Source organism: Nocardioides marmoriginsengisoli (assembly GCF_003725695.1).
Classification (GTDB): Bacteria; Actinomycetota; Actinomycetes; order Propionibacteriales; family Nocardioidaceae; genus Marmoricola; species Marmoricola marmoriginsengisoli.
Window position 1 is genome coordinate 87,954 of record NZ_RJSE01000003.1, and the last position, 13,394, is coordinate 101,347.

14 protein-coding genes are annotated in these 13,394 nt (G+C 70.0%); 4 read left to right on the plus strand and 10 right to left on the minus strand.

Annotated features, from left to right (window positions below):
* Positions 1-4: 4 nt before the first annotated feature.
* The 4 genes from EFK50_RS02410 to acnA all read right to left on the minus strand — a co-directional run bounded on the left by EFK50_RS02410 (position 5) and on the right by acnA (position 4,952).
* Positions 5-310 (minus strand): thiamine-binding protein, encoded by a 306-nt coding sequence (locus EFK50_RS02410; protein ID WP_123225963.1) that lies wholly within the window; start codon positions 308-310, stop codon positions 5-7.
* A complete protein-coding gene (locus EFK50_RS02415) occupies positions 307-819 on the minus strand; it encodes a SigE family RNA polymerase sigma factor (protein ID WP_246003994.1) in 513 nt (170 codons plus the stop codon). Before EFK50_RS02415 ends, EFK50_RS02410 begins: the two co-directional genes overlap by 4 nt.
* Positions 812-2,152, minus strand: a complete 1,341-nt coding sequence (locus tag EFK50_RS02420; RefSeq protein WP_123225965.1) for a hypothetical protein — start codon at positions 2,150-2,152, stop codon at positions 812-814. The genes EFK50_RS02415 and EFK50_RS02420 overlap by 8 nt, the downstream gene beginning before the upstream one ends.
* A 127-nt stretch (positions 2,153-2,279) precedes the next feature.
* On the minus strand, positions 2,280-4,952 hold the full coding sequence (gene acnA / locus EFK50_RS02425; RefSeq protein ID WP_123225966.1) for an aconitate hydratase AcnA: 2,673 nt from the start codon (positions 4,950-4,952) through the stop codon (positions 2,280-2,282).
* A 203-nt stretch (positions 4,953-5,155) separates the two neighbouring features.
* Between acnA and EFK50_RS02430 the strand changes: the two genes are divergently transcribed.
* The gene (locus EFK50_RS02430; RefSeq protein ID WP_183407664.1) at positions 5,156-5,818 is read left to right on the plus strand and encodes an ion channel; all 663 of its coding nucleotides are present in this window, start codon (positions 5,156-5,158) and stop codon (positions 5,816-5,818) included.
* Here EFK50_RS02430 and EFK50_RS02435 read toward each other — a convergent pair.
* Together EFK50_RS02435 and EFK50_RS02440 are read right to left on the minus strand one after the other, a co-directional pair.
* Complete coding sequence (locus tag EFK50_RS02435) at positions 5,815-6,939, minus strand: class I SAM-dependent RNA methyltransferase (protein ID WP_123226579.1); 1,125 nt, start codon at positions 6,937-6,939, stop codon at positions 5,815-5,817. The genes EFK50_RS02430 and EFK50_RS02435 overlap by 4 nt on opposite strands.
* Positions 6,929-8,950, minus strand: coding sequence for an APC family permease (locus EFK50_RS02440; protein WP_123225967.1), 2,022 nt, complete (start codon positions 8,948-8,950; stop codon positions 6,929-6,931). The genes EFK50_RS02435 and EFK50_RS02440 overlap by 11 nt, the downstream gene beginning before the upstream one ends.
* A gap of 272 nt (positions 8,951-9,222) precedes the next feature.
* Here EFK50_RS02440 and EFK50_RS02445 point away from each other — a divergent pair, with 272 nt between their 5' ends.
* Together EFK50_RS02445 and EFK50_RS02450 are read left to right on the plus strand one after the other, a co-directional pair.
* Positions 9,223-9,870: a potassium channel family protein gene (locus tag EFK50_RS02445; protein ID WP_425454372.1), complete on the plus strand. Its 648-nt coding sequence runs from the start codon at positions 9,223-9,225 to the stop codon at positions 9,868-9,870.
* A gap of 8 nt (positions 9,871-9,878) precedes the next feature.
* Positions 9,879-10,541 (plus strand): potassium channel family protein, encoded by a 663-nt coding sequence (locus tag EFK50_RS02450; protein WP_123225969.1) that lies wholly within the window; start codon positions 9,879-9,881, stop codon positions 10,539-10,541.
* A gap of 9 nt (positions 10,542-10,550) precedes the next feature.
* Here the strand turns inward: EFK50_RS02450 and EFK50_RS02455 are convergent, their stop codons facing one another.
* From EFK50_RS02455 to dut, 4 genes are read right to left on the minus strand one after another with little or no spacing between them, the layout of a single operon-like run.
* Complete coding sequence (locus EFK50_RS02455) at positions 10,551-11,282, minus strand: DUF3159 domain-containing protein (RefSeq protein WP_246003995.1); 732 nt, start codon at positions 11,280-11,282, stop codon at positions 10,551-10,553.
* Between the two features lie 8 nt (positions 11,283-11,290).
* Positions 11,291-11,656 carry an OB-fold nucleic acid binding domain-containing protein gene (locus tag EFK50_RS02460; protein ID WP_183407665.1) on the minus strand — a complete coding sequence of 122 codons (366 nt, stop codon included), beginning with the start codon at positions 11,654-11,656 and terminating at the stop codon, positions 11,291-11,293.
* Positions 11,657-11,665: 9 nt separating this feature from the next.
* Positions 11,666-12,319 (minus strand): DUF3710 domain-containing protein, encoded by a 654-nt coding sequence (locus EFK50_RS02465; protein WP_123225970.1) that lies wholly within the window; start codon positions 12,317-12,319, stop codon positions 11,666-11,668.
* Entirely contained in the window at positions 12,316-12,756 is a 441-nt protein-coding gene (gene dut, locus EFK50_RS02470) for a dUTP diphosphatase (protein WP_123225971.1), read from the minus strand. The genes EFK50_RS02465 and dut overlap by 4 nt, the downstream gene beginning before the upstream one ends.
* A 160-nt stretch (positions 12,757-12,916) precedes the next feature.
* Between dut and EFK50_RS02475 the strand changes: the two genes are divergently transcribed.
* Entirely contained in the window at positions 12,917-13,381 is a 465-nt protein-coding gene (locus EFK50_RS02475; RefSeq protein ID WP_123225972.1) for a DUF3093 domain-containing protein, read from the plus strand.
* Positions 13,382-13,394 lie beyond the last annotated feature (13 nt).

The following is a 13,394-nucleotide window of genomic DNA, read 5'->3' on the forward strand; positions in this document are numbered from 1 at the left end:
CTGGTTACGTCCGGAGCGCGGCCTCGACCCGGTCGACCTTGGCGGTCAGCTGACCGGTCGCGAAACCCTCCCGGATGTCGGCCTTGAGGACCAGCCCGACCCGCGGCGAGGACTCGGCGACCTTGAAGACGGCCGCCTTGACGACCGCCATCACCTCGTCCCACTCCCCCTCGATGTTGGTGAACATCGAGTTGGTCTCGTTGGGGAGGCCGGAGTCCCGGATCACCTGGACGGCTTCGGCGACTGCGGCACTGACGCTGCCGCTCTCGTCGGCGGCTCCGGACGGGCTGATGCTGATGGCGACGATCATGGAGCCACCGTACGACGCTCATCGGAGCCCTCCCGGAGGAGGTCCGGGACCAGCACCCGGAGCCTGGCGATCGCGTCCCGGTGCTGGGACTTGACCGTGCCGACGGCCACCCCGAGCAGCCGGGCGGTCTCCACCTCGGTCAAGTCCTCGAAGTAGCGCAGCACGATCACGGCGCGCTGCCGCGGCGCGAGCGTTGCCAGCGCGGCCATGAGGGTGAGTCGGTCCTCCAAGGACGTACCCGAGTCCGTCGGCTCCTCGGGGTGCCGGGACACCAGCACCTCCCGCCAGCGGCGGGCCCGCCAGCGCGAGATGTTCTCCCGCACCATCACCTTGCGGACGTACGCCTCCGGGCTGCCCTGGATCCGCGACCAGGCCGGCACCACCTTGAGGAAGGCGCGCTGGAGCAGGTCCTCGGCGTCGGCGTGCTGGCCGGTGAGCAGGTACGCCGTCCGCAGCAGGGCTGCCGAACGCGCTGCCACGAACTCTTCGAAGTCGTTGCGGTCAGCCACGTCGACGCCGCCACCGGATCGTGCCGAACACACCGACGGCGAGCACGAGGCCCGCGCCGAGGACCGCGATCCGCGCCGGGGTGCGCGGGTCGGAGGCGTCCGGCGGCTGGACGCCGTCGACCAGGTCGTTGGCCCACAGGTCGGAAGCCAGCATCGGGACCGCGAGGTTCACGTTGCCGCCGATGCGACCCTTCTCGATGCTGCGGTCGTTCACGTCGACCACGACGTAGTCGCGGTCGGTGGTGGCGACCACCACGTGATCGGGGTCGCGCCAGCCGAGGACCAGGCCGGCGTCGGTGATTCCGGGGACCTGACGCATCCGGTCCGGGGTCGGGCCGACGTACAGCTTCCACGGGGCGTCGATCCCGCCGTTGCGACCCCCGGCCAGCGTTCCGCCGACGTAGGCGAACCCGGATCCGCTGGGCGCGAAGGACGCGGTCACGGGGTCGTGCTCGGTTCGGATCGACGTCGTCGCCCCGGCCACCGTGCCGTAGGTGTAGGTGTCGTTGTCGCGGGACCAGACAATCCCGCCCGGGCCGGAACCGATGTTGGGCAGCCAGTACTCCCCGGCGCCCTCGACCACGGTCCTCGAACCGTCCGCGACGTTCCAGGCGACGAACTCGTCGGACTCGCTGTCAGCGTTGCCTGCCGCGGCGTAGCTGGTCAGCAGGAACCGCGAGTCGGTGCTGAAGGCCAGGTCGGAGGCTCCGGCCTCGATCCGCGGCGCCTCGGGGTCCTGCAGCTCGGTGATCTTGCCGGTGACCGTGTCGTAGACCGACCACCCGACCAGGCTCCCATCGCTGCTGGTGTCGTTCCCGTTGCCGTCGTAGCGCGGGTACGCGAGCTTGCGCCCGTCCGGCGAGAGGGCCGCGTTGATGAACTGCCCGGGCATGTCCTTGCTCTCCGGGGTCGGCAGGTCCAGGAACCGCACCGTCCCGTCGACCGCCGAGACGCCGTACAGGCCCTGGTAGGCGACCATCCCGGCGATGCCCTTCGGGCGTTTCCGGTCCGATGCCCCGACCGCCGCCAGCACCCCGAGCTCACCCTCGTCGGCGGTGCCCTTCGACCACGGCGCCGGGACCGCGATCGTGCGCGGCAGGTGCAGGTCCCCGGGCTTCGCGGCGGCGACCTGCGCCCGGCGGTCCGGACCGTCCAGTGCCTGGATGCCGATGCCCCCGACCAGGGTCGCCAGGACGACGATGCTCCCCACCACGCCGGCCAGGCGGCGGGTGCGGTGCCTCCGCAGGCCGCGGTCCCACAACCCGTCGGCGGGCAGGGTCGGTGGCGCGTCGGCTGCGACCTCGCGCAGTCGTCGTCCGAGCTCGGTGGTCATGTCGCTCCTCTGTCCAGGGATGTTCTGCCCCTGATCACGAGACGAGGTCGCTGAAAGGTTGGGTCGCGGAGAAGAAAAGTAGCAATCGGCCTGCCACCCGGAGGTGACAGGCCGATCGCCGTGGAGATCAGCCCTTCAGCAGGCTCCGCAGCACGTACTGCATGATGCCGCCGTTGCGGTAGTAGTTCGCCTCACCCGGGGTGTCGATCCGGACCACCGCGTCGAACGACACGTCGCCCGCGGTGACCTTGACCGTCTTCGGGGTGCGGCCCTCGTTCAGCTCGGTGATGCCCGAGATCGAGAAGGTCTCCTCGCCGGTCAGGCCGAGCGACTCGGCGGTCTGGCCCTCGGGGTACTGCAGCGGGATGACGCCCATGCCGATCAGGTTGGAGCGGTGGATCCGCTCGTACGACTCGGCGATGACGGCCTTCACACCCAGCAGCGAGGTGCCCTTCGCGGCCCAGTCGCGCGAGGACCCGGAGCCGTACTCCTTGCCGGAGAGCACCACCAGCGGGATGCCCGCGGCGATGTAGTTCTCGCTGGCTTCGTAAACCGACGTGACCTCGCCGCCGGCAGTGAAGTCACGGGTGACGCCGCCCTCGGTGCCCGGAGCCAGCTGGTTGCGCAGCCGGATGTTGGCGAACGTGCCCCGGATCATCACCTCGTGGTTGCCGCGTCGGGAACCGTAGGAGTTGAAGTCGCGGTGCTCGATGCCGTGCTCGGTCAGGTAACGACCGGCCGGGCTGTCCTTCTTGATCGCACCCGCCGGGCTGATGTGGTCGGTGGTGACCGAGTCGCCCAGCTTGAGCAGCACCCGGGCGCCCTCGATGTCGGTGACCGGAGCCGGGGCGTCCGGCATCCCGTCGAAGTACGGCGCCTTCCGCACGTACGTCGAGCTCGGGTCCCACTCGAAGACGTTGCCCTCGGGGGTCTGCAGCGAGCGCCACCGGTCGTCGCCGGCGAAGACGTCGGCGTACGAGTCGTCGAACATGTCCGAGTTGATCGCCATCGCGATGGTCTCCTCGACTTCGCTCGGGCTCGGCCAGATGTCCTTCAAGTAGACCTCGGCGCCGTCCTGATCAACACCCAGCGGGTCCTTGAACAGGTCGACCTTCATCGAGCCGGCCAGTGCGTAGGCGACGACCAGCGGCGGCGAGGCCAGGTAGTTCATCTTGATGTCCGGGCTGATCCGGCCCTCGAAGTTGCGGTTGCCCGAGAGCACCGAGACGACGGCGAGGTCGTTGTCGTTGATCGCCTGCGACACCTCGGGGATCAGCGGACCGGAGTTGCCGATGCAGGTGACGCAGCCGTAGCCGACGAGGTTGAAGCCGAGCTTGTCCAGGTACGGCGTCAGGCCGGCCTTCTCGTAGTAGTCGGTGACGACCTTCGAGCCGGGCGCCAGCGTGGTCTTGACCCACGGCTTGCGGACCAGGCCCTTCTCGACGGCCTTCTTGGCGAGCAGCGCCGCGCCGATCATCACCGACGGGTTCGAGGTGTTCGTGCACGAGGTGATCGAGGCGATCGTGACCGCACCGTTCTCGAGGTCGAAGCTGGTGCCGTCCGCCAGGGTGACCGGAATCTTCGCGTCCGGGTTGGAGCTGTACGCCGGCAGCTCGGAGGCGAACGCCGGAGCAGCGTTGGACAGCTCGACGCGGTCCTGCGGGCGCTTCGGGCCGGCCAGCGACGGCACCACGGTGGCGAGGTCGAGCTCGAGCTTCTCGGAGTAGCGCGGCTCGGCCGACGGGTCGTGCCAGAGACCGTTCTCCTTGGCGTACGCCTCGACCAGCGCGAGCTGCTCCTCGGAGCGGCCGGTGAGCTTGAGGTACTTGACGGTCTCCTCGTCGATCGGGAAGACCGCGATCGTGGAGCCGAACTCCGGGCTCATGTTGCCGATGGTGGCGCGGTTGGCCAGCGGCAGCGCGGAGACGCCCGGGCCGTAGAACTCGACGAACTTGCCGACGACGCCGTGCTTGCGGACCATCTCGGTGATGGTCAGCACCAGGTCGGTCGCGGTCGAGCCCTCGGGCAGCTCGCCGGAGAGCTTGAAGCCGACCACGCGCGGGATCAGCATGGAGACCGGCTGGCCGAGCATGGCCGCCTCGGCCTCGATGCCACCGACGCCCCAGCCGACGACGCCGATGCCGTTGACCATGGTGGTGTGCGAGTCGGTGCCGACGCAGGTGTCGGGGTATGCCTGGAGCTCACCGTCGACCTCGCGGGTGAAGATCGTGCGGGCCAGGTGCTCGATGTTGACCTGGTGCACGATGCCGGTGCCCGGCGGGACGACCTTGAAGTCGTCGAAGGCGCCCTGGCCCCAGCGCAGGAACTGGTAGCGCTCGCGGTTGCGCTCGTACTCGATCTCGACGTTGCGCTCGAACGCCTCCGGGGTGCCGAAGACGTCGGCCATCACCGAGTGGTCGATGACCATCTCGGCGGGCGCGAGCGGGTTGATCTTGGTGGCGTCGCCACCGAGCTCGGCCATCGCCTCGCGCATCGTGGCGAGGTCGACGATGCAGGGCACGCCGGTGAAGTCCTGCATGATCACCCGCGCCGGGGTGAACTGGATCTCCTTGTCCGGCTGGGCGTCGGCGTCCCAGGCCCCGAGGAACCGGATGTCGTCGGCGGTGATGTTGGCGCCGTCCTCGGTGCGCAGGAGGTTCTCCAGCAGTACCTTGAGGGAGAACGGGAGCGACGCGACGTCGACACCCTCACCGGTCACGGCGTCGAGACGGAACATCTCGTAGGCCTTGCCATTCACGTCCAGGGTGCCCTTGGCACCGAAGCTGTCGACGCTCGCCATCGGCGTTCTCCTTGTGTCTCGTTGATCTGCAGCGGCACGCGAGGTGCAGGGAAGTCTGTCGGGGCCATCTTGCCCATCTTCGAAGCCGGGGCGTAAGGAAGGTTTACCTAACTTCAAGGCCGCTCTGATTTATCTTGATGTCAAGATACACGATATCAAACTTCTTCCGCGGATGCCCGCCCCGGCTCGATAGCCTCGGGCGCATGGAGCTGATCAGATTCCTCAGGCGGACGCCGTGCGCGGTGCTGCTCGCCGCCCAGCTCGCCGGCGTGCTGCTCTACCCGTTCCTGGAGGGCAGCTTCGCCGGGCGCCAGCTGTTCGCGCTCTTCGGGCTGCTGGTCCTCGGGCTGGCGATCTTCGCGATCCGGGCGACTCCGTTGCTCTCCTGGGTGGCGATCCTGATCGCGCTGCCGGCGGTAGTGCTGCTGGTCGTCCAGGTGATCACCCAGAACGAGGACCTGGCCCCGTGGGCGTCCGGGTTCGAGGCGGCGCTGTACGTGTACGCCGCCGCGGCGATGCTGGCGTACATGCTCCACGACGACCACGTCACGACCGACGAGCTGTTCGCGATCGGCGCCGTCTTCACCCTGCTGGCCTGGGCCTTCGCGCACCTCTACGTCGTCGTCCAGGCCCTCGACCCGGGCAGCTTCACCGCGGCCGTCGACCCGGACGCCGCCCGGAGCTGGACCGAGCTGCTCTTCCTCTCCTTCACGACGCTGTCGAGCACCGGGCTCTCCGACGTCGTGCCGATCAGCGGCCACTCCCGCAGCGTGGTCATGATCGAGCAGGTCGCCGGGGTGTTCTACATCGCGATGGTGGTGACCCGCCTGGTCGCGATGAACACGGCACGGAAGACGCAGCGCTAGCAAGCGCGTTCCACCAGCGCCACGCACTCCACGTGGTGGGTCATCGGGAACAGGTCGAACGCCCGCAGCGTGCTCAGCCGGTAGCCGCGCTCGGCGAAGTAGCCGAGGTCGCGCGCCAGCGCCGCCGGGTCGCAGGCCACGTACGCGATCGCCCGCGGCGCCAGGTCGACCACGGCGCTCACGACGTCCTTGCGGGCGCCTTCGCGCGGCGGGTCCAGCACCACCACGTCAGCCATCGTGTCCAGGTCCTTGAGCACCCGGTCGACGCGCCCCGCCTTGGTCCTCACCTGGCGCAGGTCGCGGAGGTTCCCCTTGGCCAGGTCGCTGGCCCGGCGGTCGCCCTCGACGGAGATCACGCTGCCGGTCTCGGTGACCGCCTCGGCGAGGAACGCGGAGAACAGGCCGACGCCGGCGTACAGGTCCATCGCGCGCTCCCCCGGCTGCGGGTCGAGCAGCTCCAGCACGGACGACACCAGCGTCTCGGGGGCGCCCGGATGCACCTGCCAGAAGCCATCGCCGGCGACCTCGAACGAGCGGCCGCGGACGGTCTCGGTGACGGTGTCGCCCGCGGGTGGCTGGCCGACCAGGACCACCCGGGCGTCGGGCGCCGCGATCAGGCACTCGGGCACCGCGACCACCTCGTGAGAGTGGTTCTTGCGCAACCCGTAGTCGCCGCCCGGCAGGCCGACGTACTGCATCCGGCTGCGCCAGTGCAGTCCGTCGGGCGCCCCGGGGACCTCCTCGACGCGGACGTCGACCTCGAGCCCGGCGAGCCGCTGGAGCTGCTCGGCGACCACGGCCGCCTTGAGGTCGCGCTGGGCGGGCAGCGAGACGTGCTGGAAGTCGCAGCCGCCGCAGCCGTCCGGGTGCGCGAGCGGGCACGGTGCCGGCACCCGGTCCGGTGACGCCTCGAGGACCTCGACGGCGTCGCCGCGGAAGAACCGCTTGGCGACGTCGGTGATCTGGACGACCACCCGCTCGCCGGGCAGGGCGTGCCGGACGAAGATCACCACGGACGCGTCGCCGGCCGGCACCCGCGCCACCATGTGGCCGCCGTGTGCGACCGGCCCGACGCTCGCCTCGACCCGGTCGCCGACGGCGAAGGCTGCCTCAGCGGTCACGTCCACCACGCCTGATGTCGCCGGGGCGGGAGCGGTAGAGCACCCGGTCCTCACGTTCCTTGCCGACCTCCGAGCCGCGCAGCTGGTACGGCACCGAGGTCACCATCACTCCCGGGGTGAAGAGCAGCCGGCCCTTGAGCCGCAGGGCGGTCTGGTTGTGCAGGATCTGCTCCCACCACCTGCCGACCACGTACTCGGGGATGTAGACCGCGACCACGCCGCGCGGGTTCGCCTCCCGGATCTCGATGGCGTACTCGACGATCGGCCGGATGATCTCCCGGTACGGCGAGTAGAGCACCTTGAGCGGGACGTCCATCCGGCGCTGGTCCCAGTCCTCGAGCAGCTTGTCGGTCTCGTCCTGGTCGAAGCCGACGTACACCGCCTCGAGCAGGTTCGGCCGGGTCGCCTTGGCGAACGCGAGCGCCCGCATCGTCGGCTTGTGCAGCTTGGAGACCAGCACGATCGCGTGCACCCGGGTCGGCATGATCGGGTCCGCGTCGCCGATCACCAGCTCGGCCTCGACCCGGTCGTAGTGCTGCCGGATCCGCATCATGATCACGTAGAAGACGATCATCGCCAGGATCGCGATCCAGGCACCGAGGAGGAACTTGGTCAGCAGCACGACCACCAGGACGACCGCGGTCATCGCCAGGCCGAAGGTGTTGATCGCGCGGGAGCGGTACATCCGGCGCCGCTCGGCCGGGTTCTTCTCCGTCTTCAGGTGCCGGGTCCAGTGCCGGATCATCCCGAGCTGGCTGAGGTTGAACGAGACGAAGACGCCGACGATGTAGAGCTGGATCAGCCGGGTCGGCTGCGCCTGGAAGGCGACGATCAGCACGATCGCCATCGCCGCCAGGAACAGGATGCCGTTGCTGTACGCGAGCCGGTCGCCGCGGGAGCCGAGGGCCCTCGGGGCGAAACCATCCCGGGCCAGGATCGAGCCGAGCACCGGGAAGCCGTTGAACGCGGTGTTCGCGGCCAGGATCAGGATGATGCCCGTCATCGAGATGACGAAGTAGAAGCCGGGCGAGAAGTCGCTGAAGACCGCCTTCGCGATCTGGGCGATCACGGTGTGCTGGTCGAAGCCGTCCGGGAGCGGCGACCCGTCGCCCTGGCGCAGCCGTTCGAGGTCGTGCGGGTCGACGTACCGCAGGCCCATGTTCCGCGCCAGCACGATGATGCTGATCAGCATGGTGATCGCGATCGCCCCGAGCAGCAGCAGCGTGGTGGCCGCGTTCTTGCTCTTCGGCTTCTGGAAGGCCGGCACGCCGTTGGAGATCGCCTCGACTCCGGTCAGCGCCGCGCACCCTGAGGAGAACGCGCGCGCCAGCAGGAAGATCATCGCGATCTGGCTGATCTCGCCCTCGTACCCGGACGCCGGCAGCAGCTTCAGGTCCGCGCTCTCCACGTCGGGCAGGTTGCCCTCCGCGGCGCGCATCGCGGCGTAGGCGGTCATCCCGAGCACCGCGATCATGAACCCGTACGTCGGGATCGCGAACGCCGCGCCGGACTCCCGGACGCCGCGCAGGTTGAGGGCCGCGAGGAGCGCCACCAGGACGCAGGCCCACTCGGTCTCGTGGCCGTCCACGAACGGCAGCGCCGCGGCGGCGTTCTGGACACCGGAGGAGATCGACACCGCCACCGTGAGCACGTAGTCGACCAGCAGCGCGCTGGCGACCGTGACGCCGGCCCGCCGGCCGAGGTTGACGGTCGCGACCTCGTAGTCGCCGCCGCCGCTCGGGTAGGCGTGCACGTTCTGGCGGTAGGAGAGCACCACGGTGGCCATCACCAGGGCGACGGCGATGCCGATCTTCCAGCTGAAGGCGTACGCCGAGACGCCGGCGACCGACAGCATGATGAAGACCTCATCCGGGGCGTAGGCCACCGAGGAGAGCGCGTCCGAGGCGAAAACCGGTAGGGCGATGCGCTTCGGCAGCAACGTCTCCCCGAGCTGAGAGCTGCGGAGCTTGCGGCCGAGGATGATTCGCTTGGAAACGCCACCGACACCCATGAGCGGAGGCTACCGAGTGCCCGAGCTTGCTCGTGGCCGAGTCGCCGAGAGCTCATTGACGAACGAAGTGAGGATCACGAGGGACAACGGTAGGGCATTCCAGGCGATCCGTCGGACAGGAACCCAGGGCAGAGCACTGTCGGCCTCCGCGCCCCGGGTGCAGTAGCGTTCCCACCGTGCTCCTCACTTCGTTCGTCATCGTGCTCTCGCCCACTCGACCACGAGACTCCGTCTCGGGCGCTCGATAGGCTCCGCACGTGCACGTAGTGATCATGGGATGCGGCCGGGTCGGCTCCACGCTGGCGCGCTCGCTCGAGGACCGGAACCACACGGTCAGCGTCATCGACAGCAACCCGGACTCGTTCCGGCGCCTCGGTCCGTCCTTCAACGGCCTGAAGGTCACCGGCTACGGCTTCGACCAGCAGGTGCTCTCCGACGCGGGCATCGAGCGCGCCGACGCCTTCGCCGCGGTGAGCAGCGGCGACAACTCGAACATCATCGCCGCCCGCGTCGCCCGCGAGGCCTTCGGCATCCAGCAGGTCGTCGCGCGGATCTACGACCCGGGTCGAGCCGAGGTGTACCAGCGGCTCGGCATCACCACGGTCGCGACCGTGAAGTGGACCGCCGACCAGGTCCTCCGCCGGCTGCTCCCCGCCGGCGCCGAGCCGGACTTCCGGGACCCGTCCGGCACCATCCGCCTCGACCAGGTCCCGGCCGGCGAGCCGTGGATCGGCGAGCGCACCGTCAAGTTCCAGGAGCAGTCCAAGTGCCGGATCGCCTGGATCGACCGGCTCGGCGAGGGCATGCTGCCGACCCGCGAGTCCGTGATCCAGGAGGGCGACATCCTGCACGTCGTACTCCGTGAGGAGAACGCGACGCACGCGTACACGGTCATCGAGCAGGGCCCGGAAGAGGAGTAGGCGAAGACATGCGCGTAGCCATCGCCGGAGCCGGCGCCGTCGGCCGCTCCATCGCCCGCGAGCTGATAGCGAACGGGCACCAGGTGCTGCTGATCGACAAGGAGCCGCGCTCGATCAAGCCCGAGCGCGTCCCCGACGCGGAGTGGCTGCTCGCCGACTCCTGCGAGCTCTCCTCGCTGGAGGAGGCCCGCCTCGAGCACTGCGACGTCGTGATCGCCGCGACCGGTGACGACAAGGCCAACCTGGTCACCTCGCTGCTGGCCAAGACCGAGTTCGGGGTGCCGCGCACGGTCGGCCGGGTCAACCACCCGGACAACGAGTGGCTGTTCACCGAGGCCTGGGGCGTGGACGTCAACGTCTCGACCCCGCGGATCATGTCGGCCCTGGTCGAGGAGGCGGTGACCGTCGGCGACCTGGTCCGGCTGTTCACCTTCCGCCAGGGCAACGCCAACCTGGTCGAGATGACGCTGCCCGCCGACTCGCCGTACGTCGGCAAGCCGTCGGGGCTGATCCCGTTCCCGGAGAACACCTCGCTGGTGACGATCCTGCGCGACGGTCTGGTCTACACGCCGTCGCCGGAGCAGCCGGTGGAGTCCGGCGACGAGCTGCTGTTCGTCTGCCACCCGGATGTCGAGGAGGAGCTCGAGCGGCTCCTCAACCCGCACCACTGAGCGAACGGATCAGGACGCGGCGACCGGGGTGCGGTTGCGGCTGAGCAGCCAGACCATGGCGGCCAGCGCGGCGATCTGCAGCGGCCAGCCCATCGCGATCTTGCTGGCGCCGAGGAACGTCACGGCGGCATCCTCGTCCCACCAGCCGTTCTTGCCGGCCAGGTAGACCGGCCCCTGCACCAGCACCCGGAGCACGCAGGGCAGCACCAGCAGCCAGGTCAGCCGGCTGCAGAGCCGGACGATCGCCCGGTCCGCGCGCCACGCCGTCGGGTCACCGGTGACGCTCCCGACCAGGAAGCCGAGCAGCGGCCACCGGACCGCGATCGAGAGCACCATCAGCGCCGAGTACGCCGTGTTGTAGATGATCCCGGGCAGGAAGTAGGCGAGCGCCTGGTCGTTGGCGTCTCCCCCGCCCCGGGCCGACCGCCAGGCGAAGAGCGCGCCGATCCCGATCCCGAAGAGGCTGTTGAGCACGAACTGCGGGGTCGAGCGGGCCGCGAGCCGAGCAGCCAGCAGCACCAGGGCGGCACCGACCGAGATCAGCACCGACAGCTTCAGGTCGTGGGTGGTCAGGAAGAGCACGGTGAACGCCGCGGTCGGCACCGCAGCCTCGACCATGCCGCGCCGGCCGCCGAGTGCCTTGGCGAGCTCGCCGCGGACGACCTCCTCGACGGTCCGCTCCGCCGAGGGGGCAGGGCTGTCGAACTCGGACTGCGGCCCGGGCGGGGTTGGGTGCTCCACGACGGTCCTCAGTACCGCAGGTCGTAGCGCGGGTTGTAGATCGTGCGCACGCCGCCGTGGACGCCGATCCGGCCGGTGACCCGGATCGCCCGGCCCGGGAAGATGCCGGCGATCCGCCGGCGTCCGAGCCAGAGCACCGTGATCGTGCCGGTGCCGTCGTACAGCTCGGCCTCGAGCGCGGGGACGCCGCCGCGCGGGCGCAGCGTGACCGTGCGCAGGGTGCCCTGGACGGTGACCAGCTCCCGGTCCGGGGCGTCGCTGATCCGCAGGCACCCGGCTTTGGCCACGTCGCGCTGCAGGTCGACGGCCTCGGCGTGCGCCTGGCTCGCCCATTGCCGGATCCCGCTGCGCAGGCGTCCCTTGGTGTTCGGCATGGACAAATCCTAGTCGGCCGCCTCGGCGGCGGCCTCCTCGACCGTCTGCGGACGCGCCTCGGGAGGCAGCCGCAGCGGCAACGGCTCGCCGGGAGCCATCGCCTCGTTGCCGCGACGGACCGCGAGCGATCGGACCGCCTCCTCGAAAGGTGCCGCGTACTCGGCGTCCTGGGCCGGGCGGCCGGCGATCGTGGCGCGCAGGAACCAGCGCGGCCCGGTGCAGCCGATCACCCGGGACGGCTGCACGAACTGCTCCCCGTCAGGGCCGGTCACCGGGACCTCGCAGTACAGCTCGGTGCCGAACGGGCCCTCCTGCTCGGTGGCGGTGCCGCCGCGCTGGGCGCTGTCGGCGGCGATCTCCCGTCGTACGTCGGCCCAGAGGTCGCCACCGCGGGAGGACGCGAACGCGCGCATCTCCAGGATGCCCTCCTCGGCGACCATCAGCACCGACAGCACGGAGCCGGTCTCCTCGTCGACCTGGAGCCGGAGGTCCAGGTCGGTCGGCTGCACCAGCAGGCTGCCGAGGTCGATGAAGACCGCGTCCCGGTCCAGCTCGCTCGCATCCACCGGTCCGGCCGGTGCGGGCGGCGCGGCCGGCTCCACGTCATCGACGACCTCCACGACCTCGGTCGGTTCGTCGGTGTTCTTGCGACGCAGTCTCATGCAAACCCTCCTGTGGATCCGTAACCGCCGGTACCCCGGGCGGAATCGGGAAGCGCGTCGACCTCGACGAAGTCGGCCGTCTCGAAGCGCTGGATCACCAGCTGGGCGATCCGATCACCCCGGCTCAGCACGATCGGTGTGCTGGCGTCGAGGTTGATCAGGCACACCTGGATCTCTCCACGGTAGCCCGCGTCGATCGTGCCCGGTGCGTTGACGATGGAGAGGCCGCTGCGGTGCGCCAGCCCGGAGCGCGGGTGGACCAGCGCCACGTGCCCCTCGGGAAGCGCCAGCGCCACCCCGGTCGGGACCAGGCGGCGCTCCCCCGGCGCCAGGGTGACGTCCTCGCGGGCGTACAGGTCCGCACCGGCGTCGCCGGGCTGCGCGTACGCCGGAAGCGGCAGGTCGGGGTCGAGTCTGATGATCTGGATGGCAACCACGGGTCGAGGCTACCGAGGGTCCGAGCTTGCTCGAGACCGAGTCTCCGAGAACTGGTTGACGAGCGAAGCGAGGATCACGAGCGGACCCTACCCGCGCGTGTTCAGGACGGGGATGACAGGCTTTGCCGAACACCACGCACCTAGACCACGAGGGATCACGATGCCGACCCACACAGCTCCGCCTGTGTACGCCGAGCGGTTGTACGTCCCGTTGCGCTGGTGGGTGCAGGCGACGATGTTCCTCGCGACCGTGTGGCTCGCCTTCACCGTCGCGCTGCCGCCGTGGCTGGCCGCCTCTGCCTCCGGTTCGATGCTCGCCGTCGTCTTCGGCCTGTTCGCCTGGGTCGGGTCGGTCCGGGTCGAGGTCCGCGACGGCGTCCTGCACGTCGGCCGCGCCAAGATCGCGCTGGAGCACCTCGGTGCCGCCGAGCCGCTCGACAAGGACGCCACCCGCCGGGTGCACGGCGTCGATGCGGACGTGCGCGCCTTCCTGCAGACGCGGCCCTACCTCTCCCGGTCGGTGCGGGTGCCGATCGAGGACCCGGCCGACCCGACGCCGTACTGGCTGGTCTCGACCCGGCACCCCCGGCAGCTGGCGGCTGCCCTCGGCGGCCCGGCTCGCTAGGCTGGCGTCACCG

Bases quoted from the DNA above. Each gene is read 5' to 3' on its own strand.
- EFK50_RS02410 (WP_123225963.1), bottom strand. From the start codon at position 310: ATGATCGTCGCCATCAGCATCAGCCCGTCCGGAGCCGCCGACGAGAGC.
- EFK50_RS02420 (WP_123225965.1), bottom strand. From the start codon at position 2,152: ATGACCACCGAGCTCGGACGACGACTGCGCGAGGTCGCAGCCGACGCG.
- acnA (WP_123225966.1), bottom strand. From the start codon at position 4,952: ATGGCGAGCGTCGACAGCTTCGGTGCCAAGGGCACCCTGGACGTGAAT.
- EFK50_RS02430 (WP_183407664.1), top strand. From the start codon at position 5,156: ATGGAGCTGATCAGATTCCTCAGGCGGACGCCGTGCGCGGTGCTGCTC.
- EFK50_RS02440 (WP_123225967.1), bottom strand. From the start codon at position 8,950: ATGGGTGTCGGTGGCGTTTCCAAGCGAATCATCCTCGGCCGCAAGCTC.
- EFK50_RS02445 (WP_425454372.1), top strand. From the start codon at position 9,223: ATGGGATGCGGCCGGGTCGGCTCCACGCTGGCGCGCTCGCTCGAGGAC.
- EFK50_RS02450 (WP_123225969.1), top strand. From the start codon at position 9,879: ATGCGCGTAGCCATCGCCGGAGCCGGCGCCGTCGGCCGCTCCATCGCC.
- EFK50_RS02460 (WP_183407665.1), bottom strand. From the start codon at position 11,656: ATGCCGAACACCAAGGGACGCCTGCGCAGCGGGATCCGGCAATGGGCG.
- EFK50_RS02465 (WP_123225970.1), bottom strand. From the start codon at position 12,319: ATGAGACTGCGTCGCAAGAACACCGACGAACCGACCGAGGTCGTGGAG.
- EFK50_RS02475 (WP_123225972.1), top strand. From the start codon at position 12,917: ATGCCGACCCACACAGCTCCGCCTGTGTACGCCGAGCGGTTGTACGTC.